This is a genomic window from Planctopirus limnophila DSM 3776 (assembly GCF_000092105.1).
Classification (GTDB): domain Bacteria; phylum Planctomycetota; class Planctomycetia; order Planctomycetales; family Planctomycetaceae; genus Planctopirus; species Planctopirus limnophila.
In genome coordinates, this window is record NC_014148.1 from 366,435 (window position 1) to 386,205 (window position 19,771).

A 19,771-nucleotide genomic window follows, 5' to 3' on the forward strand; every position below is an offset into this window, starting at 1 on the left:
GTTTTGGTCAGGGGCTGATTCAAAAGATGATGGTTACGGAACGAGTCCTTGCCTTTCCTCGCGAGAAGACGCAGTTTGTCCTACTCATGGATTGATCAATGTTCATTCATGCGATATGCCATGACGGGGTAAGCCACATTCTCTGAGGTAGCCTTCATGAGTGATTCTCTGCTTTCTCAAGATCGAACGGTTTTAGTCATCCGTCGCACGGCTGGAGCGATGACGAAATTCGCTATTCTTCTCACGGTAGCAATCTTCGCTTTCAAATGGCCTATACAGCAACTGCGGGGCGAAACGGGATTGGCTGCACAAGTTGTTGTCAATCCCGCAGCAGTTGTCGGTCGTCCAGAGATTGTCGAACGAACTCCGGGACTGGTCGCCTTCTGGAAGTTTGGCGAAGAGCCGGGCCAGCCGCGGCTTTCGACCGGTACTCCAGAAAAGCATCCTTTGGTTGAAGTTGGCGGGCCGATTGGACGAGTGGCGGGAGGGCCATTTTCGGGCTATTCCATCGACTTCAATGGTCAGCAGTACCTGATGGCGAAGCATGCGGAACTGGGCGACCTGGATATTCATGGTCCCGAGGCGCAGGTCAGTATGTTTGCAGTCGTCAAACTCACCGAAATGAAACGAGGCGTGACAATTGCCGGGATCTGGAGTGAAGGCAAAGGTGCTCACGACGATACCGGTGCCCGGCAATATGCCATGCTGCTGAACATGCCGACTTATGGTGGCCCGCGGCAATTGACACCCCATGTATCGAGTGAAGGCGGTGTGACCCGTCGGGCGGATGGTAGCCCGTTTCCCTGGTGTGCCGACTATGCCGCGTCTAAATCGGTTGTTCCCGAGGGGAAATGGGTGACTCTCGCTTTTACCTACGATGCAAAGTATCTCAAAGCTTACTTCAATGGTCTGCTTGAGCCCCGAGCGATAGAGCCCAAGACCGACAAGCGGGACGACCCTTACTTTATGACAGAAGGGCCTGGCGGATCGCCACGAGGCATTAATCCTTATTATCACGGTCGAGGGATCTTTCACTTCCAGCCAGAACTGCACGCGCAGTCAAAACCAGGTGGCCCGGCCGACTTTACAGTGGCGGCACGTTATGCAGTCGGCAGCATGCTGGGTGAAGCTATGAAAGGCCAACTGGGCGGGCTGGCTGTGTTCAATCGCGCTTTGAGCGATGATGAAGTTCTTTCGCTTCACAAAGCCAGTGCCATCGACAAACTTCCCTGAGTCCGCGGACTTGAAAATTCGAGTTTGTTTTTCAATCGGATGTTACTGGCTCGATGATTTTGATTTCGCAATGAGTGCCAGCATTTCAAAAGCGAGATTGGCACCCAATACCGAGGTAATGGCTGAAGGATCGTAAGGGGGGCTGACTTCGACGACATCTCCGCCAACAATTCTCAGGCCTGCCAGCCCACGCAGAATTCCAGTGGCTTCACGACTGGTTAACCCACCAATTTCGGGAGTCCCCGTCCCCGGTGCAAATGCCGGGTCGAGGGCATCGACGTCGAAGGAAAGATAGACCGGCTGATTACCCACCTGCTGGCGGATTTCGTCCACAATCGAGCGCACGCCGCGCTCTCCCACGTCATCGGCAGAGATAATGCGTGCTCCTAAAGCCCGGGCATCGAGGTAATCGCTGGCCGAATAGGTCGGCCCGCGAATACCAATCTGAAAGTAGCGCTGAGTATCAATCGCACCCGCTTCAATGGCTCGAATAAAAGGTGTGCCATGGCTGAGTGGATAGCCCGGATACTCTTCCGTCCAGGTGTCGCCGTGTGCATCGAAATGCACGACGGCGAGCGGCCCATGTTTTGCGGCGGCCGCTTTCAGCAAGGGTAATGCGACGGAATGTTCGCCGCCCAGTCCCAGGACCATTGTGCCTTGATCAATCCAGGCTCTGGCCGCTTGTTCGATCAATGCGTGTGTACGGGCAATATCGACCGGGATGACATCCACATCGCCGGCATCGACCACCTTGAGGACATCGAACGGGGCGATGTTCAGAGCGTTGTGATACCCCCAGAGCATCATCGACTGTTCCCGTATCGCCCGCGGACCAAACCTCGTTCCCGAGCGATAGCTGACCGAAGAGTCAAAAGGGCACCCCAGCACCGCAACATCAACATTCCGGCCCGCAACAGGTGCCAGACAAATCTCCTGCCGCCCAAAAGAAGCAATCCCGCAGAATGGTGAGTTGGACATAGTGTCTCTTATCCAGCTGAGCGAGGAGATTTTCGAATCATTTGAAATCGTCGCGCGCACCGACATTGCATAGGGTGGAAAGTACTGATTCCATCGTCGTGCATAATGTCCTTTTTTCCGACACAAACTTCCAGCAGAATAAATCCCATCGAAACACTGTAGAAAACTTCTCGCCAAATTCTCTTCTGAGACGCAGTTTTTGTTCCCGTTTTGATTCGAGTTTGCAGCGTCTCTCTATTGCCTTATGGTGTTGACGTAATCGAAGTTATCCCGCAGATAAAGCAGGTTTGCCTATGGGTGAACCTCTTCTCGCTGCCGGGTAGGATCATGTAAAACGGTCGTCGGGGAGTCTGTACACAAGTCATCGTATTCGAGAGCAGTCACGCACTGAGGGCATAGACCATGAACAAGCTGAGCATTGAGCTGACCAACTGCTATGGGATCAAGCACCTTAAGACGGAGTTCGACTTCGCTTCGAGTAAGTCGTCACGACCGAACGTCTTTGCGATCTACGCCCCCAACGGCGCGATGAAGTCGTCCTTCGCACAGACCTTCAAGGACATCGCGGACGGTAAAGCATCCAAGGACAGAATCTTCCCAGAAAGGGTCTGTGAAAGAACTGTCCGCGACGAAAACGGCATGGATCTGCTACCAGAAACAGTGGTTGTCGTGTCCCCATATGACAGGGACTGTGCCCACGCAGAGAAGACATCAACCCTGCTCGTAGACCATAAGCTTCGAACAGAGTACGAGCAATTGCACTTGGAGGTGGATCGTGCAGAGACAGCATTCTTGGACGCCATGAAGGCGCAGTCGCGATCAAAAAAGGACATAAAGCGAGAAATCTCTTCCACCTTCACGAGTGATTCAAATTCCTTCCACCTCGCCCTTAGTCGAGTCAAGGATGAAGTGGTAGAGATGGCGAGTTCTCCATGGGCGGAGATTCTCTATGACGTTCTGTTTACCGACCAGGTGCTAACTCTCTTTGAGCAAGAGGCCGTTAGGAAAGACTTGCACACCTACGTCGCCAAGTACAACGACCTGCTGGCAAAGTCCACATACTTCAAGCATGGCATCTTCAACTATTACAACGCCGGACAGATTGCGAAGAGTCTGGCGGACAACGGATTCTTCAATGCAAACCACACGGTGTCGCTGAACGCCCAAGAATGCAAAGTGATTTCTAGCCAGAAGGAACTTGAAGAAGTTGTCACCAAGGAGAAGGAGGCAATCACCAACGACAAAGCTCTGAAGTCGGTATACGCCAAGATCGAGAAGGCTCTTGAAAAGAATGCTGCATGTCGCGAGTTTCAGCAGTACATCAGCGACAGGCCGGAGATTCTGCCTCGGCTTGAAAACCCCAAAAGCCTTAAGGAAGAAATCTGGAAGTCATATTTTAAAGCGAACTCAGCGCTGTACCTCGATTTGATCGAGAAGATTCAGAAGGTTGCAAAACGCAAGAAGGAGATCCAAGAGAAGGCGAGGACTCAGCGAAGCCAATGGGAAGAGGTGATCGGCATCTTCAATAGCCGGTTCTCGGTTCCGTTTACGCTGATTGCAGAGAACCGCGTTGAGGTCTGTCTGGGACAAGAGGGCATCCTTAAACTGGGGTTTCAGTTCAAGGACGGGGTTGACAGCGCGTCTGTTGAACGCAACACACTGCTGGAGGTGCTTAGCACGGGTGAACGCAAGGCGTTTTACATCCTTAACATCATCTTCGAGGTGGAGGTAAGGCGAAAGGCTGGCGTTGAAACTCTATTCGTGTTTGACGACATCGCGGATTCGTTCGACTACAAGAACAAGTACGCGATCATCCAGTACATGCAAGACATCACGGATGTTCCCAGCTTCCGCCAAATTATCCTTACCCATAATTTCGACTTCTTTCGCACCCTGGAAAGCCGGTTCGTTCCCTACGCCCAATGCCGCATGGCTTTCAAGACAAGCACTGGACTTATCTTTAAGAAGGCAGAAGGCATTCAGAACGTGTTCCTCAACGACTGGAAGAAAAACTTCTTCACTGATCAAATGAAGAAGATTGGCTCCATTCCTTTCATGCGAAACATCCTTGAGTACACGAAGGGTGACGGAGACCCGGAGTACCTGAAGTTGACTTCTCTTCTGCATTGGAAGTCAGACACCCCATCAATCACAGAGGCAGACCTTGACACCATCTTCATTACAATGTTTGCCGTTGGCATGGGAGCTTGCGGAGGTAGCACGACTCCAGTTGTTGACCTGCTGGCGTCAGAGGCCACTAAGTGTCTGTCTGCTAGCGATGGAATCAACTTCGCAAACAAGATCGTCCTTGCAATTGCCATTAGGCTCACTGCTGAAAAGTACATGATCGACAAGATCGCTGACCAAGCATTTGTTTCATCGATCACCAAGAATCAGACACAAGCACTGGTATCAAAATTCAAGAAAACATTCCCAAATGATGTCACAACTAACGAAGTTCTGCATCGTGTATGCTTGATGACGCCGGAGAATATTCACCTGAATTCATTCATGTATGAGCCAATTCTCGATATGTCAGACGAACATCTTCGGACGCTGTACCAAGATGTTGTCGCGCTAATTTAGCGGTGGGTGAGTTGGGCTTTACCGAATTCTTTTACATCAATTTCAGGCTGCTTTGTCAGCGGGATGATTGCAAAATGTTTCACTTCCGCGTTTGTCACCGCCACGATTGAAGGAATGCCTTCCAATTGGAGACAATCATCCGATCTCAAGACTTGGAGTCGGCAATCTCTCAGGAACATTGATCATGTCGCGGCGAATTAGAATTTCGGGGGCGGAGTGTGTGTTGCCTTCTGGATTGTGGAAGGGGGATGTGTTGATTGAGGGGGGGAGGATTCTGGATCTGGATCCGCCAGCCTCTGCAAGGGCCGATGATGTGATTCAGGCCGCCGGACTCCATCTGATCCCGGGCGTGATTGATGATCAGGTGCACTTTCGTGAGCCGGGATTAACGCATAAGGAAGATCTCGCCACCGCTTCAGCAGCCTGTGCCAAGGGGGGAGTCACCACCTTCTTTGAAATGCCGAACACCAAGCCCACAACCACCACTGTCGAGAGGCTGCACGAAAAGCTGGCCTTGGCAGCCACCAAATCGGTCGTGAACTATGCGTTCTACATCGGTGCAACGCCGACCAATGTCGAAGAACTCAAATTGGCCCGGCGAACGCCCGGCATCAAAATCTTCATCGGTTCCAGCACTGGCGATCTGCTGGTGGATGAGCAGGCCGCCCTCGAACAGATTTTTGCCGAAACCACACTTCCCATTTGTGCCCATTGCGAAGATGAGGCGACTGTCCGTGCGAATGCCGCTCGTTTGAATGGTGGCTCGAAGGTGCAGGACCATTCGCTGATTCGTGATCACAAGGCGGCGGAGATCGCCACTCGCAGGGCACTCGATCTGGCATATCGGCACAAGCACCGCTTCCATGTGCTGCATGTTTCGACTGCGATTGAAACCGAGATTGTGGCTGATCATCGCGGGCTGATCACAGCCGAGGCCTGCCCGCATCATCTGTTCTTTAACGTGGACGACTACGACCGTCTGGGCACGCTGATCCAGATGAACCCATCGATCAAGACGCAGGACGACGTGACGGCCCTGTGGAAGGCGCTGCGTGACGGGCGGATTCAGGTCATCGCGACAGATCATGCACCGCATACACTGGAGGAAAAGCGGCAACCGTATCCGAAGTCGCCTTCTGGTTTGCCAGCCGTCGAAAATTCGCTGGCACTCATGCTCGATGCGGCTCATCGCGGGTTCTGCACTATCGAAGAAGTGGTGAGCTGGATGTGTGACGCCCCAGCCCGTGTGTGGGATCTCGTGGGAAAAGGACGGATTCAGCCGGGTTATGATGCCGATCTGGTGCTGGTCGATCTCAATAAGTCACAGACCATCCGCAACGAGGACCAACTGACCAAATGCGGCTGGAGCCCCTGGGCCGGGACAACTCTGACGGGCTGGCCAGTGGTGACGCTGGTGCATGGGGAAGTCGTCTTCGCTGATGGCAAGGTGGATACCGGCCATCGAGGCAAAGAGGCGATCTTCGATCATTCGCGGGGCGGGTTTTGGGGTTAGGAGAGGAGAAACGGAAGGAGAAAAGGCAAGAAGGAGGGAAGGAAAGAAGCCGGAGGGAGGTTTGGTCTGGTGGGTGCCGGTGATGGAACAGTCGGAGCACTGCTGGCGAGCCAGCAGTGGCACACGGGGAATCGTTGGCAAAAGTCTGCGTTCGCAGTTGCAACGAAGAAGAGTTCGGTCAGGTTTTCTCTGGTGTTTCTCCGCGGTAAGAGCGTCAATTTTGTAGCCACAAGGCTGATGTTTTTGGTGAGATCCATGCATAGGATAAACCATCGAGGAGAGTTCGCCGATGGTCGCCGCGAGGCTGGCCGGCCTCTGTTAATGATCTGGATAAGGGACGTGGCATGACCGCAGAAGAAATCGTGGCACAACTCCAAAAGCTGGGAAGCGAAGGGACGGCCAAGGTTCTCCGTAAACATGGTGCTCATGATCCTTGTCTTGGGGTTAAAATCGGCGATATGAAGCCCCTGCAGAAGCAGATCAAAAAAAACTATGGGTTATCGCTGGAGCTCTACGATACCGGCATTTACGACGCTATGTATCTTGCCGGATTGATTGCAGAGCCAGAACTGATGACCAAGAAAGACCTGACGCAATGGGTCAAGACAGCGTCCAGGCCGATCGCCAATTTCGTCGTCGGCCCGACAGCGGCTGGCAGTCCAGCGGGTTGGAACATCGCGCTGGCCTGGATCAAGTCCAGGAAGGAAATTGAGAATATCGCCGGTTGGGCCACTCTTTCTGCGATGGCCAGTATTGACCCCGACGAAAAACTTGATCTCACGGAGTATCAACGATTGCTGGCCGAGGTCGAAAGCAAAATTCATGCGGCGAAGGATGCCGTACAGTATCAGATGAACTCTTTTGTCATCTCGGTGGGAAGTTATCTTCGCCCCTTAACCGAAGTGGCGATCGAAACTGGAAATCGAATCGGCCGGTTGAAAGTCGACATGGGCGACACCGACTGCAATGTCCCGTTCGCGCCTGAATATATCCAAAAAGTGAAGGATCGCGGCAACCTGGGAAAGAAGCGCAAGTCTGCCATGTGTTGATCTCCCGGCACTTTCGGTGGGGGTTACCTATCGAGATCATCAACCTCGCCCAGCTCGCCCCTAACATCCAAGAAGCGATCCTCGACCTCGAACCAACCACCGACCACGTCCCCCGCTTCCGCGAACGCGAAGTGCGCACCATCGCGATCGTCCCAAACTGGGAGAAGCAACGGGTGCTTTGGAAACGGCTCGTCAAGCGAACTAGCTAGACCAGTCTGTACAGTAATGAAGCTAACTGCCAGTTGACGGTCGAAGCTGGGGATTTTGAAAATCCCTCGCAATTGAAGGCATCGAAAACGCTCTATATCGCGTGTTTCACGTTAGATCGATCCTGACCCGAGTTGGTAATTTTGGAGACAATATCCTCACTACGAGTCCGATCCGTCCAGCCGCGACCTACTGCCCCCCACGCACGCACGTCCGGTGAATTGTTTCATCAAAGAGGCGACTGACGCATTTACTTGACCTTAACGGCGTTACTCGCATCCGGCTCGACCTGCCAAACTTCCTGCAAAACCTTTACCATCGCCGGGTCGTGTTGTTGCAGTTCCGCGCGATCAAAGGGGAAGAAATCATTGCGGCCAAAGTAGGCTTCCGTGGATTCCGCAAAATACTCTTGCGGGTTGGTGAGCGCGTAGGCCTTTTCTTTATTTCCGTCTTTCCGCAGCACCACTTCGTAACTGCCGCTATTACGTGCCCGCTCGAACGCGGTTTTGATCAGGGCGTTATCGAACCCGAGCACTTGGTAGTGGTACGCGTGGGCGAGTTCATGCAGCACGATAACCGGCATCCGCTCAATCTCACGCTCGAAAATCGCCGTGGTGGTGAATTCGACGCATTGATAAAGCTCCTTCAAGCGACCTTGTTTTTCGAGCCACTCTTTGTCGGAATGATACTCAGCCTTCGGACGAACGCCGGCGTAAGGTGGCGAGAACCAAATCGGCACCGTGCGAACGAACGCCAACGGCTCCGCAGGCAAAACGCGGATCACGATGCGAAGTTGCTCGGCGAGCAACTCCAACGCTCGCTTTGTTTTCTCAGGTTGTTCCTGTGACAATCGCTCGCTGACCCGCACGACCCAGCCCTCCACCTCGTGCGTTGTATATCCGGCAATCGGTGCGGGCAACGCGGCCCGCTCGTCGGCAACACAGCATCGCATCGACGACGCGGTTACCGATACAAATATGAGAACGGCGAGCATCCAAGGGTGATGTGAATTCATGATGATACCTGATGTTCAAGCAAAGAAGTGATCTGCCTCCTTATAATAATGCAGCGATCAAAACACTGCGAGGATTCGCCTCGCTTGTTGGGTTTTGTCCGTTAACGAGGCCGGCCGCCTCGGGCTTGCCGATTGCAAGCAGTATTTTCAGACGAGTTATATGGCCAACGGGTTAGGGCGTTACGAAGCCAGAGAACACAGAGAGCACAGGGTAATGCAACCGGTACCTCTGTGTGCCTCTGAGACGGGGAACGACTACAAGAGTCGGCCTTTCATCCAAGGTGCTGAATTCAGAAAGTTGGCAATCGCGCTGCCGGGAGGGACGACTTGATCGCACTCACAGCGCATCGCCTCGCTCAAACTCATCTTCATGACGGGTAGAACATCCTCTAGCTGGGCTAAAGTTCGGGGGCCGCAAAGTGGAGCCGTGACGCCAGGCTGATCTTTGACCCATAGCAATGCCAAGTGGGCAGGACTGATATCGAAGTCTCGCGCCACCCTCACAAACTGCTGGCCGGCGTCGGCCGCTCGATGAGTGATCCGCTCAGCATAAATCCCGCCGCGTCCGAATCGTGGCGTGTCAAACGACTCCGGTTTGCTGCTGTCGTAGCGGCCTGTTAGCAGTCCCATCGCCAAAGGAGACCAAACAAATACCGCCAGTCCTGCGGCGCTCGCGGCCGGAAGGATTTCATTTTCAACACGTCGGTCCAGCAGATTGTAAGGCAACTGCTCAGAAACCATGCGAATCAGACCTCGGTAATCGGCAAGCATGGAAGATTCAGTGATCTTCCATGACGGAGACGTTGTGGAGCCGGCATAGCGGATCTTGCCTTGGCGCTGTAAATCCGTCAGCGCGCCAAGTGTCTCTTCCAAGGGCGTTTGCATACAAACGCGGTGCGTTTGATATAGGTCGATGTAATCGGTTTGCAGACGACGTAGTGAATCTTCACAAGCCTTGATGAGGTGCTTTCGGGAATTGCCTCGATCGTTGATTCCTTTGTTACCGACTGGGTAGTACGCCTTGGTCGCAAGAATCACATCGTCTCGTCGGCCGTTTTCCTTCAAACAACGACCGATGATTTCTTCGCTCTGACCGTTGGCATATCCATTGGCGGTATCGATCAGATTGATGCCATTATCAATCGCACAGTTGATGATGCTGGACGACTCTTCAGCCGATGTCGGATTCGCAAAATTGTCGCATCCCAAACAAATCGGTGAAACGTACAGTCCCGTGCGTCCCAAGGGACGGTAAAAACTATGGTCTAGCATGCCGTGTAACCTCCATCGACGGTAATAGAGCTTCCCTGCATGTAGCTTGAAGCATCGGAGAGAAGGAAGAGTGCGGCCGCTACGATCTCATGCGGATCGGCAAGACGTTTCTCCGGGATGGTGGCAGCGATCTGCTTGAGCTTTTCGTCGATTTCCTGCTGCGTCAGCGAACGGCCTCGCTCCGAGGCGAGCATGGGCGTATTGGTTTCGCCCGGGCGAATTTCATTCACGCGAACGCCACTGCCAGCCAAGTCGAGCGCTGCGCTGCGTGTAATTTGGCTGACGGCCCCTTTCGAGGCACAGTAGGCCAACACGCCGGCAGCACCAACGTCACTCCAAATCGAGCTGACGTTCACAATCGAGCCGAACCCCTGCTTCTTCATCACACGAGCGGCGGCGCGGCAAAGATAGAAGCAACCCTTGACGTTGACATTCATGACGAAGTCGAACTCCTCATCCGTGCAGTCAACAATTCCGGTGCGTTTGAGGACCCCAGCGAAATTAACGATTCCGTCAAGTCTTCCCCGCTCCTGAACAACGCGTGTCACCAGCGCATCGCACTCGCTCGAACAACTGATGTCGATCACACTTGGACAAGCGCCGGTCGTCTCGCAGGCCTGTTCCAAAGTCTCTTGTTGCCGGTCAGCGGCGTACACCACCGCGCCTTCATTGCACAACATCTCAGTCGCCGCGCGTCCCATGCCAGAAGCGGCTCCGGTAATGATGATGATCTTGTCTTTTAGGGTCATAGCGATTTTGGCTCAGCTTGATGTTAGTGATGATTGATGTCGCGAACAATTTGACGGTTCTGGCAGATTGTATACGGAGCACTATAAAGCAACATACCAACAGCTTCATTGGTTACTTAGCTTGGCAACGGATAGGCAGATGTACGACACAGTTTCCGGCAACACCCGGATATCGGCACTGTTGGAGCTGAGTGAATTTCTTTAGCTGTGCGGACCGAAGCTCTTCATCTGCTTGGGCGCAAACCGTGAAGTAAACAGTTTGCTGCAGACGCCTGGCTCATTGCAGGGGCAAGCCTCCGTTCTGGCTGGCTCGAATGCGAGCCTTGACCAATCTCATGAGCAGCTCTGCCTGTTCGAACTGATCCAGTTCGCGGCGTGATGCCTCGTCGAGCGAGTTGGCACGATTCAACTCAAGCAACTGTTTGGCTCGCTCGATGGTTGCTTGTGATGGGCGGAACTCGAGGATACTGTTTTGCGACGGCGCAGAAGCAAACAGAGTTGCTACTTCGTCGAACAAGGACGATGCGGATGGTGTGGTCGACATGATGACTTCCTCGGTAGGCCAAGCGACATTTTACCCACCCAAAAGGGACATATCTCAAACTCTCTGTTTGCAGCCGCCGGCAGTACTCTCTAAAGCCCCAATTCTGTTAACCCGTTTGTCCCCGTTAACCGAGAGAGTCTGAGAGATTTCGCTATCCTGGACGGGGTGGGGATCAGGAAACGAGCGATCCTGGACGCTGACTTGGCAGGAAGAGACGAACGGTTCGAGGCAGCGGTTAACAAGAAAGCCGCAAAACCCTAGGGTTTAGTTAACGCAAAAAAGCCGAGGTAGAGACCCCGTCTTTCTGCGTTAACTAAACGAGAACAGTTTCGACACTTTTCTGAAAGGCTCCCCGACTTGGATTCGAACCAAGAACCTACGGATTAACAGTCCGGCGCTCTACCGGTTGAGCTATCGGGGAATCTGCAAGTATCTTAGTGGATGGTGGAAATGATGCAAGTCAAACTGGTTCCCGAGAGTCAAGTGGCTTGTCAGGTGTTGCAACTTGAAGTGATGCAAGACGTTAAGGGCCTGCAGTCGCTTGATCACCAGATGCCAGATTTCAAGCAGGTGGCCTGCTCTCAGCCAGGCTCGCAAGTTCTGGGAGGCGGTTTACGACAGATTTCCTGCGGGTGCAGATTCCAAAGAAAGCGAGGCAGAAGTTATTTGGACAGCCCTGGCAGGACGGTCAACTTCTCCGGCCAGTCGGCCCCCTGCTTGATCCACTGCTTCAAGTCGGCTTTCTGCTGATCGGAGAGGCGGTTGCCATCGGGTGGCATGATGACATCGGCATCGGTTCCCTGCACCAGATGCATCAGGCGGCTTTCCTCCGGTTGCTGGGGAACGACTACAGGACCGTTGTCGCCACCATTGAGAAAGTCATCCCGCCGGTCTAAACGAAATCCAGATTCCTGTTTTTCCGGCCCATGGCACTTCACACAATGCTTCACAAAGATGGGTGCGATTTTCTGTTCAAAAACCGTCTTTTCAGTCGGCTCGGCACCGGATGTCGCTGGCAAGTTCGAGGTGAACCAGAGGCTGAAGCTCAGTGACAAAACCCACAAACGCCACCTTCGCTGGGATGGCCGATCGCGGTTGAACAACATCTGTCTCATGTTAAGTGCAACACTCAGGAGTGGCAGCGAACTGGACGTTTATCGATATCGAGAGGGATAACGCTCTGGAACGAAAATGCCCATACTCGAACTTGTTCGTCGTATGGGCATTTCATAGACACAACTGAAAATGTTCAAGCTTCTACTGTGCTTCAGTGGCTGAACGGATTGTTCCCTGACCCTTGGTGGCGGGCGATGGATTCTTTTCAGCCTTTTCCTTGGCGGCAGCCAGCAGACTCTGTGCCTGGAAAAGATCCTGGGCAGTGAAGAGTGGCTGACCGTTGGGGCTGATCAGTGAGCGATTTTGCTCGGCAGCCAGTTGGGCAAAGGTCATCTTGTTGGTCAGATGCCAGGCAGCAGCCTGAGCAGCCTGTGGATTGACCCGCGGATCATTGACGTATGTCAGAAGTTCACGAAGCAGAGGATCTGTCGAAAATCTCTCGACTGGAACGAGGGTGTATTTGCTTTTGGGTGATGGTTCGGGCTTGCCGTGCTCGAGGCAGACGCTTTTCATAGGGATCGAGGCAATTTTCTCAGCAGGGATCGAGAAGATGCCGGGCTGCTGTCCACCGCCAAACCCCTGTCCCCCGCCAATGCCACCCTGCTGGCCACCAAGACCACCACCACCAGCCTGTTGGCCACCCCCACCGCCCTGCTGACCTCCCAAGCCACCTTGTTGCCCACCGCCGAAACCAGCACCACCACCAAACTGGGCATGAATACTGACCATGACGACGGCATTCGGGACTTTGACGTTCAATGGTTCGTTTGTTTTGTTCTCAATGAGCACGTTCGCACCCATGGCATTCATGGGAATGACTCGCACTCCCACTTCTCCACGCTCCATGGCCTCAAAGAGTTCCACTTCTTTAGCGGATGGATCGTATGTCAATTTCGTCAATGGACGCTGATTGACCTTCTTGACGGGCTTGGCCGGAGCTTTGACTTCCGATTCGTCAGCAGCAGGAACAGAACCTGCCATAACGGTGAAGGCCAGGCATGTTGAGAAAAGAGCTTTTGAACCCTGTGCCAGCATGAGTTTGGAAAGGGATCTGAGCATGGTTGAATTCCAGCTGAATGAATTGAACATTGAAGAAAACCTTCGTGATGGCGGTTTTCATCGATTGGGAGTTTGCTACCTTCAGGCTAATTATGTCACGCGGCAGTTCGCAACAAAAACTTGCGAATCCGCTTAAAAATTCCGTCCAGCACAGGTTGTGGTACGCGAGATCGCCACAATTGATTCTCTGGACAGATTCAATCGCCCGATTCCTGAATCGTCATCGGCGGCCCCCCATGTGTCGGGCGAGGTTCATCATTTACTGAAATTGGTTTTCGAGCGACTTTTGCAACAAGGCCACGGCAACTGATGAATTCGTTAAGGCTTGAAACGCTTCATCGTCTGCAGAGTGCAGGGAAAGCTCGCGGGATTCCTCCAATCGATATCTCCGGATTGATCGACCGGAAGGACTTGCAGGTTTTGACGGCTTCCAGCTGTTTCGACTCCGACAATCGATACATTCGGAAAAGTCTTCCGGACAGTTGGCTTCGGAATGCTGTTCTCCCGCCATTTTCGAACAGAAATCCGCCGATTTTCTAAGATGCGGTGTTAGTGATGTCTTGAAATCGATGTGAAATCCAAGTGTGGAAAGGGGAGTGATCTCATGAGACTCATGGCCTCCCGGCAATATTCCCCATTACTGGCAGTTGTCGCCGGTCTGATGATGGCCTGGTCGAACAGTCTCTGTGGCTGCGCGATGCTTCGATCATCCTCGGGTGTGCCACAAGAAAAGGTCACTCAAACGACAGCGTCTGAAGATAGTTCAGTCACGCGATCGACGTCGAACCTTGAGTCCGAAGAGAAAACCACCAAGTCGACATCGTTTTCGTCTTCCAAGAGAGTGGCACTGACTTATGTGGCCCACATGCCCGAAGGGGGAGTCTTTATCAGTAATTCTGCCATTCAGCAGGCCGGTGGCAACGACGAAACCACTGCAGATCTCGTCGGGCAGCAGTGGGCCATGGCTGAACTGCGGATTGACTTGCCACATCCGGATGGACGCACGGATGTTGGCAGGGCGACTGTTGAGCTCAAGCCTCTTTCGTGCGGAGAACGCTGCGATTCGAAATCGCTTTCGGAGGTTCGAAGCGATCGGCAAAGTGAGCGGCAATCCAGATACTCGATGTGGGTGAATCGCTGGTTGTGGCGGGCGAAACCACAAGGGGTGGAACTTCCGCCCAATGCAGTGGCGACACTCGACCTTCCCCGAAGTGAAATTGAACAAATCCTGAGTCATCTGGAAAAAGAGGGGCACTTTCGCAGGAATGCTGAAAATCAGGGCCCTGCTCGATTGGATGTCTTGTTCAATCAGCGGAAGATCACTCATGCCTGCGGGTATGACGAAGTTCTAGATAAGCTTGTCTGCGAAGTCTGGGCTCGTGGACATCAGGAACTGGCCACGAGACGGCGTGAGCAGCAGGAATTGCAACTGACGGGCTACGAAGTGGAGAAACCCGCAAGAACTGCGACCGGATCGAACGATTCTCGGTTCCAAAGATAACAGCTGTTACGAAGTTTCCTGTTGTAGCGACTGATGGCCCGCCGATATCTCGTGTGCTAACGGTTCGTTGGCTGTTCAATGCCAGAATGTCTAACGACATGGCCTGTGAACAGAAAGTTTCGAGCTGGAATTCAGAAACCAACCATGTTGAGGGGACAGGTGGGCTATCGAAGGCTGTGGGGACATGCCGCCGATTGCACTGAATTCGATCATCAGACTCTCGAACCAGATTATTTCACATTTCGATGGATACAGCCGACGAGGTTGCGACAGCAACGAGATGCTTCGTTTCGGCAGCCAAACTGGAGTACGATCATGCTGCGTTCGTGGATGATGTCCGGCTTGTTTGTTGCGTGCCTCGCCGCATGCCTGACAACCGAAGCCAAGGCCGCTGGGGAAGGTCAACCCACCGACTGGAACCGTTTTTACTATTACCCATATGTGTATTATCCCCACAACTTCCAGGCACCGGTGGAATACAATCACATGTATTACCGGTACCCACAGGAACGGCAGATTCCCGTGTACCGGAAGGATTGGCACAACTTTTATCCGTCACCACGTCCTTACCACATGGGTCACCACTTTGTGCTGGATGTGTTCTAAGCTGCTGCTGCTTGAGGGCTAGCGGTTGATCGTTCGAAGAAATTCAGTTTGCTGAAACGGATTCACGCAGAGAATTGCGCTGGATCCGTTTTGTTTTTGAGCAGGTGTCTGGTGATCGCTTGGCTTCCAGGTCGAAAGTCCTGAAACTCGATTATTGGGGCCAGAAAGCTGATGACTGCCAATTGTTTGACAAAGGGCAACAAACGAGTCACCACGAGCTGTGTCTTTCCAGAGATTTGATACATCACTGTGATTCAGAAGCACCAAGTGCCGAACTGATCACGGGTAAACCAGCCGGAACGGTTGACCCTTCGATCGGGCAAGATTAAAGTCCTGTGGAGGGAAGAGATTTCTGCCCTTATGCACCCCTAGCTCAACTGGATAGAGCATCGGTCTACGGAACCGAAGGTTGGTGGTTCGAACCCACCGGGGTGCATTTTTCCTAAGTCCTGCCGAATGCTGTGGTTAGAGTGTCAACTACTCTTTGTCCTAGGTTGTAAGTCCAACTGGCAGTGCGGCTTGAAGGCTCTTCGAATTCAGTGTGGGTCGATCCCATATTTGAAGTTGCGAAGATCTTTCCTTCTTCAAACTCTTCCTCAGACAGGATCAGTTCTCACTCTGAGGTTAGCTCTCCCGGGTGACCTTGAGCTCTTGATGAGCAGACAAATTGTTGATTCTGGTTATGCTGCCGGAATCCAGTTTGGCACCCCGATGTGGCGAGTTCAGTCCTCGATCTCTTTTCTGTTGAAGGCATCTGCCACACAGATTCCGGCGATCAGCTCTGAAGTTGTGAGTGGTGAGCAGAATCGTTTTCGCTTCTCCACGACTGTATGGGACTGATTCCACGCATGGATCCCTGGTATCGAAACCAAAAACCACTGTGCATAGCGGAATTTGTGGAGCATGCTTGCTTGGAGCCGTACGCCCGGCACAACTCTTGTCAAAATCTGGGACTTGTCTTTCAACGGGCGCAAAAAAGAGGGTGATCAGCTGTTGAATGCTGATCACCCTCTGTGTGTTCATCAAGTTTCCGCTGCGAATTTCAGCAATTGAATCTCGCGGAGGGACTCGACTTAAGGCCGATTAGAAGTCGCTGCTGTTGAGAGTCGTTTCGCCGTACTGCTGGCCGTTTGAGGTGAGCAGCTTCAGGTAGACTCGCTGGTCAATGGTATCGGCAATCGATCGACCGGCACCGCTAACCATAACTACGTTAACACTGCCGCCATGATTGGAGCTGGGTCGGGGAGCTTTGCGTGTGTTGTCAACAACGGGAGCCCCTGGTCTTGAATCACCGACTGGTGAACTGGTTGAAGCGGCCATATTTCCGACGCCAAATGGAGCAGATCCCTGGGTGAAGGCGGGCGATGTTGCAGGAGCCCAACCGGTGCTGCCCACCTTAGCGGCGAAAGCCAGATCCCATGTATTTCCCGAGGCCCAGTTATCCGAGTTGAGGTTTTCGGCAATCATCATAGTGTTTTCAGTTCCATCGCCAGTGCCCACAAAATCGAGTGTCATATCGGTATCACGCCAGATCACCCCTGTTGACTTGCCCATATTGCGATCATTCGTGCTGGCGGTCGTGAGAGTCGCATCTGCCCAACTGATCGAAGCGGAACTGTGTCCACCGGCTGGATCATTGGTGTTATCGGTAACCTGACCCCAGTTCTCATCAGAGGCAATGCCGGAGTTCACCACATACGAGAGGCCCAGTGCCTTGCGATGATTGACGAGGTCATCGGGGCAGGTAAAGAACGGCAACCAGGTGCGTTCATTGGTGCTAAGAACAGCATAAGGCCCGCCGGAACCTGTGAACTTCGCTGAGCGACTCTGAATGGAGCGATAGAGAGCAGCGTTGTCGAGGACAGGCAGGAGTTGCATGGTCCAACCCACTCGTAACGTGTGCTGCTCAGATGGAGTCAGTGCTGAGAATGTGGACTGGTCAGCTGTTGTGAATGTGGTCGTGACCGTCTGATCTTCTGCCAGACGTGGGAGTTTGCCACCGCGGCCTGAGGCGAAGTTGTGCATCGCGATGCCGAGGTTCTTCATGTTGTTGAGGCATTCCAGCTTGCGGGCTGCGCGGCGGGCACCTTGAACGGCCGGGGCGATCAGCGAGATCAGAGTGGTGATGATGGCAATCACCACCAGGAGTTCAATCAGCGTAAATCCGGGGCGAGCGGCGCCACCAGAACGAAAACAGGTGGGGCGAAGGGCTTTCATTGACGGGTCTCCACTTTCTGATCTGCAAGAACTGGGTGATGGTTCGGGTTGATAGGCTTTTGATGGACCGAGGCTTTCTAGGTTCTTCCAAAGTTTTGGTCTGCATGCCTGAGAGTGGAATCATCCGCTACCAATGGCTTGCCGTGGATACTTTGGTGGGACCTCTGGAAAATCTCTGAATCATGACGACAGGTGAGTTTCAAGACATTCTGCACGATCGTGCCAGAATGCCTCGGACTTCTCAACAAATTATGTGGTTTCCTCGATCGGGTGTCGATCTGAAAAGGCTTGCCTTAGAAGATTTTAAACCGACTTTCTCGCCATCGCTGCAACTTGCTGCAAACTGTTCGGGAAAGCCGCATCACCTGTTGAAGTTCGCCACAATCTGTCCGTTCCTGTCTCACTTTCCCACTGAATTGCAGGTTGTGTGCCAATCTCCGGGCAAATTCTTGAGCGAACGACCATCCGACGATCACCCTCATTTCCGCTGGCACAATCGTTTCAACCGGTAGAATCCTCTTGAAAACTGCGATGTGGCAATCCATCGAGTGCTGACGAACGGAGAGACTCTGGGTTGCTTCGTAACTCATCGAGACACGGTTTACGGAGTGAATCGTGAAGATTGTGACCTGTGGATAAGTGCTTCCAGAGACATTGAAGACACTTAATTCGAATACGGCGCCCTACAAGAATTGATTCGACGGGGAAGACAGCATCCAAACCTCGTCCCTCAGCAGTTCTTCCGTCTCCAACGAGGACTCAAATCCCTTCGCCCACAGCGATCTTTGGCAAAATGATCTGAAATTGCGTACATGCCCTTGCCGATGGATGGATCGTGCGTACACTATACTGTTCAAGCGTGGACTTCATAAGCCGGCGAAGGGTGGAGCATGAACTGGCTGATGACTGACATGGATTCCTTCTTTGCATCTGTCGAACAGCATCTGCGGCCCGAACTCCGTGGGTTACCTGTGGGGATTGTGCCGCTGGAATCGGATCACACCTGTCTCATTGCTGCCAGTTACGAAGCGAAAAAACATGGCGCGAAAACGGGCACAAAAGTGCGCGATGCCAGAGAGATCTGCCCCGGTCTTGTTCTGATCAAGGCTCGGCCCGCGACCTACGTTGAAGTTCATCGAGCGATTCTCCGCAGTATCGACAAAGTTGCTCCCGTCGAGAAGGTCTATTCCATCGACGAATGGACCATCAAGTTAACAGCCGAATACAAGCACCCTGATGAAGCATGTCGTCTGGCACTTCGTCTGAAGCAGCAACTCGCCCATGATTTCAGTCCGTTTCTCACATGTTCGATCGGGATTGCTCCTTCCCGGTTGCTGGCCAAAATTGCCTGCGGGCTCGAAAAACCCGATGGTCTGACCATTCTCTCGGCAGCCGATCCTCCTGGCCGGCTCGAACATTTACCTCTATCGAAATTAACCGGGATCGGCAAAGGGATGCTGGCTCGGCTGGAGCTGCACAACATTCACTCAGTGCGGGATTTGTGGAACATCAGCCGGGATGAAGCCATTCGGATCTGGGGTTCCGTCACCGGGGCGCGCTGGTGGGCCGGTTTTCATGGCGAAGATGAACCCGAGCAACTGACCCGGCGTCGCATGATGAGTCATGGCAACGTGCTCGATCCCGCCTTTAGAACCGAAGCCGGGGCTCACGGTATTCTCCAGCGGCTGGTCTGCAAACTGGGCCAGAGACTGAGGCAGAGCGGCTACATTGCCAATGCCTTGCATCTGAGGGTGAAGGATACGCGCAGCCGAGAGACGAGGCTGGAAGTTGGCTTGCCCGGCGTGGATGACACTCACACGCTGATGAGAGCTTTTGAAGATCTCTGGCAGACCCGCCAACCGGGAGGTGCGCCACCCAAACAAGTGGAAGTTTCGGTTTCTGGACTCGTTCTGGCAACACAGATTTCGAGGCCATTATTCGACGAAGTCCAGAAGCGACAGCGGGTTTCGCAAGCCATGGATCGCATCAATCTGCAATGGGGCCCCTCGAAAGTTTATGTCGGCTCAGTCCACAACTACCGGCAGCATATGGAGAACAAAATTGCCTTCGGTCGCATCCCTCGCGATACGGATTAGGCGACGATTCCTCGCGATTGAAAGTCACGA

Annotated in this window: 16 protein-coding genes and 2 tRNA genes; 8 read left to right on the top strand and 10 right to left on the bottom strand. The window is 53.2% G+C overall.

Translation table 11 applies throughout. From position 1 onward, the window contains the following. Window positions 1–156 precede the first annotated feature (156 nt). Window positions 157–1,233 carry a LamG domain-containing protein gene (locus tag PLIM_RS01460; RefSeq protein ID WP_013108571.1) on the top strand — a complete coding sequence of 359 codons (1,077 nt, stop codon included), beginning with the start codon at window positions 157–159 and terminating at the stop codon, window positions 1,231–1,233. Between the two features lie 42 nt (window positions 1,234–1,275). On the opposite strand, the gene speB is transcribed toward PLIM_RS01460, so the two are convergent. Beyond that, window positions 1,276–2,211 carry an agmatinase gene (speB, locus tag PLIM_RS01465; RefSeq protein WP_013108572.1) on the bottom strand — a complete coding sequence of 312 codons (936 nt, stop codon included), beginning with the start codon at window positions 2,209–2,211 and terminating at the stop codon, window positions 1,276–1,278. Between the two features lie 402 nt (window positions 2,212–2,613). Here speB and PLIM_RS01470 point away from each other — a divergent pair, with 402 nt between their 5' ends. Then, window positions 2,614–4,797: an ATP-binding protein gene (locus PLIM_RS01470; RefSeq protein ID WP_013108573.1), complete on the top strand. Its 2,184-nt coding sequence runs from the start codon at window positions 2,614–2,616 to the stop codon at window positions 4,795–4,797. Here PLIM_RS01470 and PLIM_RS24875 read toward each other — a convergent pair. Next, window positions 4,794–4,922 (bottom strand): hypothetical protein, encoded by a 129-nt coding sequence (locus PLIM_RS24875; RefSeq protein ID WP_261340083.1) that lies wholly within the window; start codon window positions 4,920–4,922, stop codon window positions 4,794–4,796. The two genes, PLIM_RS01470 and PLIM_RS24875, sit on opposite strands and share 4 nt — an antisense overlap. 59 nt (window positions 4,923–4,981) lie before the next feature. Between PLIM_RS24875 and PLIM_RS01480 the strand changes: the two genes are divergently transcribed. Both PLIM_RS01480 and PLIM_RS01490 read left to right on the top strand, forming a co-directional pair. Next, the gene (locus tag PLIM_RS01480; RefSeq protein WP_013108574.1) at window positions 4,982–6,310 is read left to right on the top strand and encodes a dihydroorotase; all 1,329 of its coding nucleotides are present in this window, start codon (window positions 4,982–4,984) and stop codon (window positions 6,308–6,310) included. Window positions 6,311–6,654: 344 nt separating this feature from the next. Continuing rightward, the gene (locus PLIM_RS01490) at window positions 6,655–7,359 is read left to right on the top strand and encodes a DNA alkylation repair protein (protein WP_013108576.1); all 705 of its coding nucleotides are present in this window, start codon (window positions 6,655–6,657) and stop codon (window positions 7,357–7,359) included. Between the two features lie 457 nt (window positions 7,360–7,816). Here PLIM_RS01490 and PLIM_RS01500 read toward each other — a convergent pair whose 3' ends face one another. The 7 genes from PLIM_RS01500 to PLIM_RS24325 all read right to left on the bottom strand — a co-directional run bounded on the left by PLIM_RS01500 (window position 7,817) and on the right by PLIM_RS24325 (window position 13,321). Beyond that, window positions 7,817–8,581: a metallopeptidase gene (locus PLIM_RS01500; protein WP_013108577.1), complete on the bottom strand. Its 765-nt coding sequence runs from the start codon at window positions 8,579–8,581 to the stop codon at window positions 7,817–7,819. Between the two features lie 255 nt (window positions 8,582–8,836). Then, window positions 8,837–9,853: an aldo/keto reductase gene (locus tag PLIM_RS01505; RefSeq protein ID WP_013108578.1), complete on the bottom strand. Its 1,017-nt coding sequence runs from the start codon at window positions 9,851–9,853 to the stop codon at window positions 8,837–8,839. Next, window positions 9,847–10,602, bottom strand: coding sequence for an SDR family NAD(P)-dependent oxidoreductase (locus PLIM_RS01510; protein ID WP_013108579.1), 756 nt, complete (start codon window positions 10,600–10,602; stop codon window positions 9,847–9,849). The genes PLIM_RS01505 and PLIM_RS01510 overlap by 7 nt, the downstream gene beginning before the upstream one ends. Before the next feature lie 277 nt (window positions 10,603–10,879). Further along, window positions 10,880–11,146, bottom strand: a complete 267-nt coding sequence (locus tag PLIM_RS01515) for a hypothetical protein (protein ID WP_013108580.1) — start codon at window positions 11,144–11,146, stop codon at window positions 10,880–10,882. A gap of 348 nt (window positions 11,147–11,494) precedes the next feature. Further along, window positions 11,495–11,567, bottom strand: a tRNA-Asn gene (locus PLIM_RS01520). A 241-nt stretch (window positions 11,568–11,808) separates the two neighbouring features. Further along, on the bottom strand, window positions 11,809–12,165 hold the full coding sequence (locus PLIM_RS01525) for a c-type cytochrome domain-containing protein (RefSeq protein WP_196349509.1): 357 nt from the start codon (window positions 12,163–12,165) through the stop codon (window positions 11,809–11,811). Between the two features lie 238 nt (window positions 12,166–12,403). Next, on the bottom strand, window positions 12,404–13,321 hold the full coding sequence (locus PLIM_RS24325; RefSeq protein WP_013108582.1) for a hypothetical protein: 918 nt from the start codon (window positions 13,319–13,321) through the stop codon (window positions 12,404–12,406). Window positions 13,322–13,925: 604 nt separating this feature from the next. Between PLIM_RS24325 and PLIM_RS01540 the strand changes: the two genes are divergently transcribed. The 3 genes from PLIM_RS01540 to PLIM_RS01555 all read left to right on the top strand — a co-directional run bounded on the left by PLIM_RS01540 (window position 13,926) and on the right by PLIM_RS01555 (window position 15,864). Next, complete coding sequence (locus PLIM_RS01540) at window positions 13,926–14,822, top strand: hypothetical protein (RefSeq protein ID WP_013108583.1); 897 nt, start codon at window positions 13,926–13,928, stop codon at window positions 14,820–14,822. A gap of 315 nt (window positions 14,823–15,137) precedes the next feature. Then, window positions 15,138–15,428, top strand: coding sequence for a hypothetical protein (locus tag PLIM_RS01545; protein WP_013108584.1), 291 nt, complete (start codon window positions 15,138–15,140; stop codon window positions 15,426–15,428). 362 nt (window positions 15,429–15,790) lie between these two features. Then, a tRNA-Arg gene (locus PLIM_RS01555) sits at window positions 15,791–15,864 on the top strand. Between the two features lie 647 nt (window positions 15,865–16,511). On the opposite strand, the gene PLIM_RS01565 is transcribed toward PLIM_RS01555, so the two are convergent. Beyond that, window positions 16,512–17,645, bottom strand: a complete 1,134-nt coding sequence (locus tag PLIM_RS01565) for a DUF1559 family PulG-like putative transporter (protein WP_013108586.1) — start codon at window positions 17,643–17,645, stop codon at window positions 16,512–16,514. Between the two features lie 890 nt (window positions 17,646–18,535). Between PLIM_RS01565 and PLIM_RS01580 the strand changes: the two genes are divergently transcribed. Beyond that, a complete protein-coding gene (locus tag PLIM_RS01580) occupies window positions 18,536–19,741 on the top strand; it encodes a Y-family DNA polymerase (protein ID WP_013108587.1) in 1,206 nt (401 codons plus the stop codon). Window positions 19,742–19,771: the final 30 nt, after the last annotated feature.

Excerpts from the sequence above, each read along its gene's own strand:
- PLIM_RS01510 (WP_013108579.1), bottom strand. The coding sequence starts at position 10,602 with ATGACCCTAAAAGACAAGATCATCATCATTACCGGAGCCGCTTCTGGC.
- PLIM_RS01460 (WP_013108571.1), top strand. The coding sequence starts at position 157 with ATGAGTGATTCTCTGCTTTCTCAAGATCGAACGGTTTTAGTCATCCGT.
- PLIM_RS01545 (WP_013108584.1), top strand. The coding sequence starts at position 15,138 with ATGCTGCGTTCGTGGATGATGTCCGGCTTGTTTGTTGCGTGCCTCGCC.
- PLIM_RS01540 (WP_013108583.1), top strand. The coding sequence starts at position 13,926 with ATGAGACTCATGGCCTCCCGGCAATATTCCCCATTACTGGCAGTTGTC.
- PLIM_RS01580 (WP_013108587.1), top strand. The coding sequence starts at position 18,536 with ATGAACTGGCTGATGACTGACATGGATTCCTTCTTTGCATCTGTCGAA.
- PLIM_RS01490 (WP_013108576.1), top strand. The coding sequence starts at position 6,655 with ATGACCGCAGAAGAAATCGTGGCACAACTCCAAAAGCTGGGAAGCGAA.
- speB (WP_013108572.1), bottom strand. The coding sequence starts at position 2,211 with ATGTCCAACTCACCATTCTGCGGGATTGCTTCTTTTGGGCGGCAGGAG.
- PLIM_RS01500 (WP_013108577.1), bottom strand. The coding sequence starts at position 8,581 with ATGAATTCACATCACCCTTGGATGCTCGCCGTTCTCATATTTGTATCG.
- PLIM_RS24325 (WP_013108582.1), bottom strand. The coding sequence starts at position 13,321 with ATGCTCAGATCCCTTTCCAAACTCATGCTGGCACAGGGTTCAAAAGCT.
- PLIM_RS01515 (WP_013108580.1), bottom strand. The coding sequence starts at position 11,146 with ATGTCGACCACACCATCCGCATCGTCCTTGTTCGACGAAGTAGCAACT.
- PLIM_RS01470 (WP_013108573.1), top strand. The coding sequence starts at position 2,614 with ATGAACAAGCTGAGCATTGAGCTGACCAACTGCTATGGGATCAAGCAC.
- PLIM_RS01565 (WP_013108586.1), bottom strand. The coding sequence starts at position 17,645 with ATGAAAGCCCTTCGCCCCACCTGTTTTCGTTCTGGTGGCGCCGCTCGC.
- PLIM_RS01505 (WP_013108578.1), bottom strand. The coding sequence starts at position 9,853 with ATGCTAGACCATAGTTTTTACCGTCCCTTGGGACGCACGGGACTGTAC.
- PLIM_RS01480 (WP_013108574.1), top strand. The coding sequence starts at position 4,982 with ATGTCGCGGCGAATTAGAATTTCGGGGGCGGAGTGTGTGTTGCCTTCT.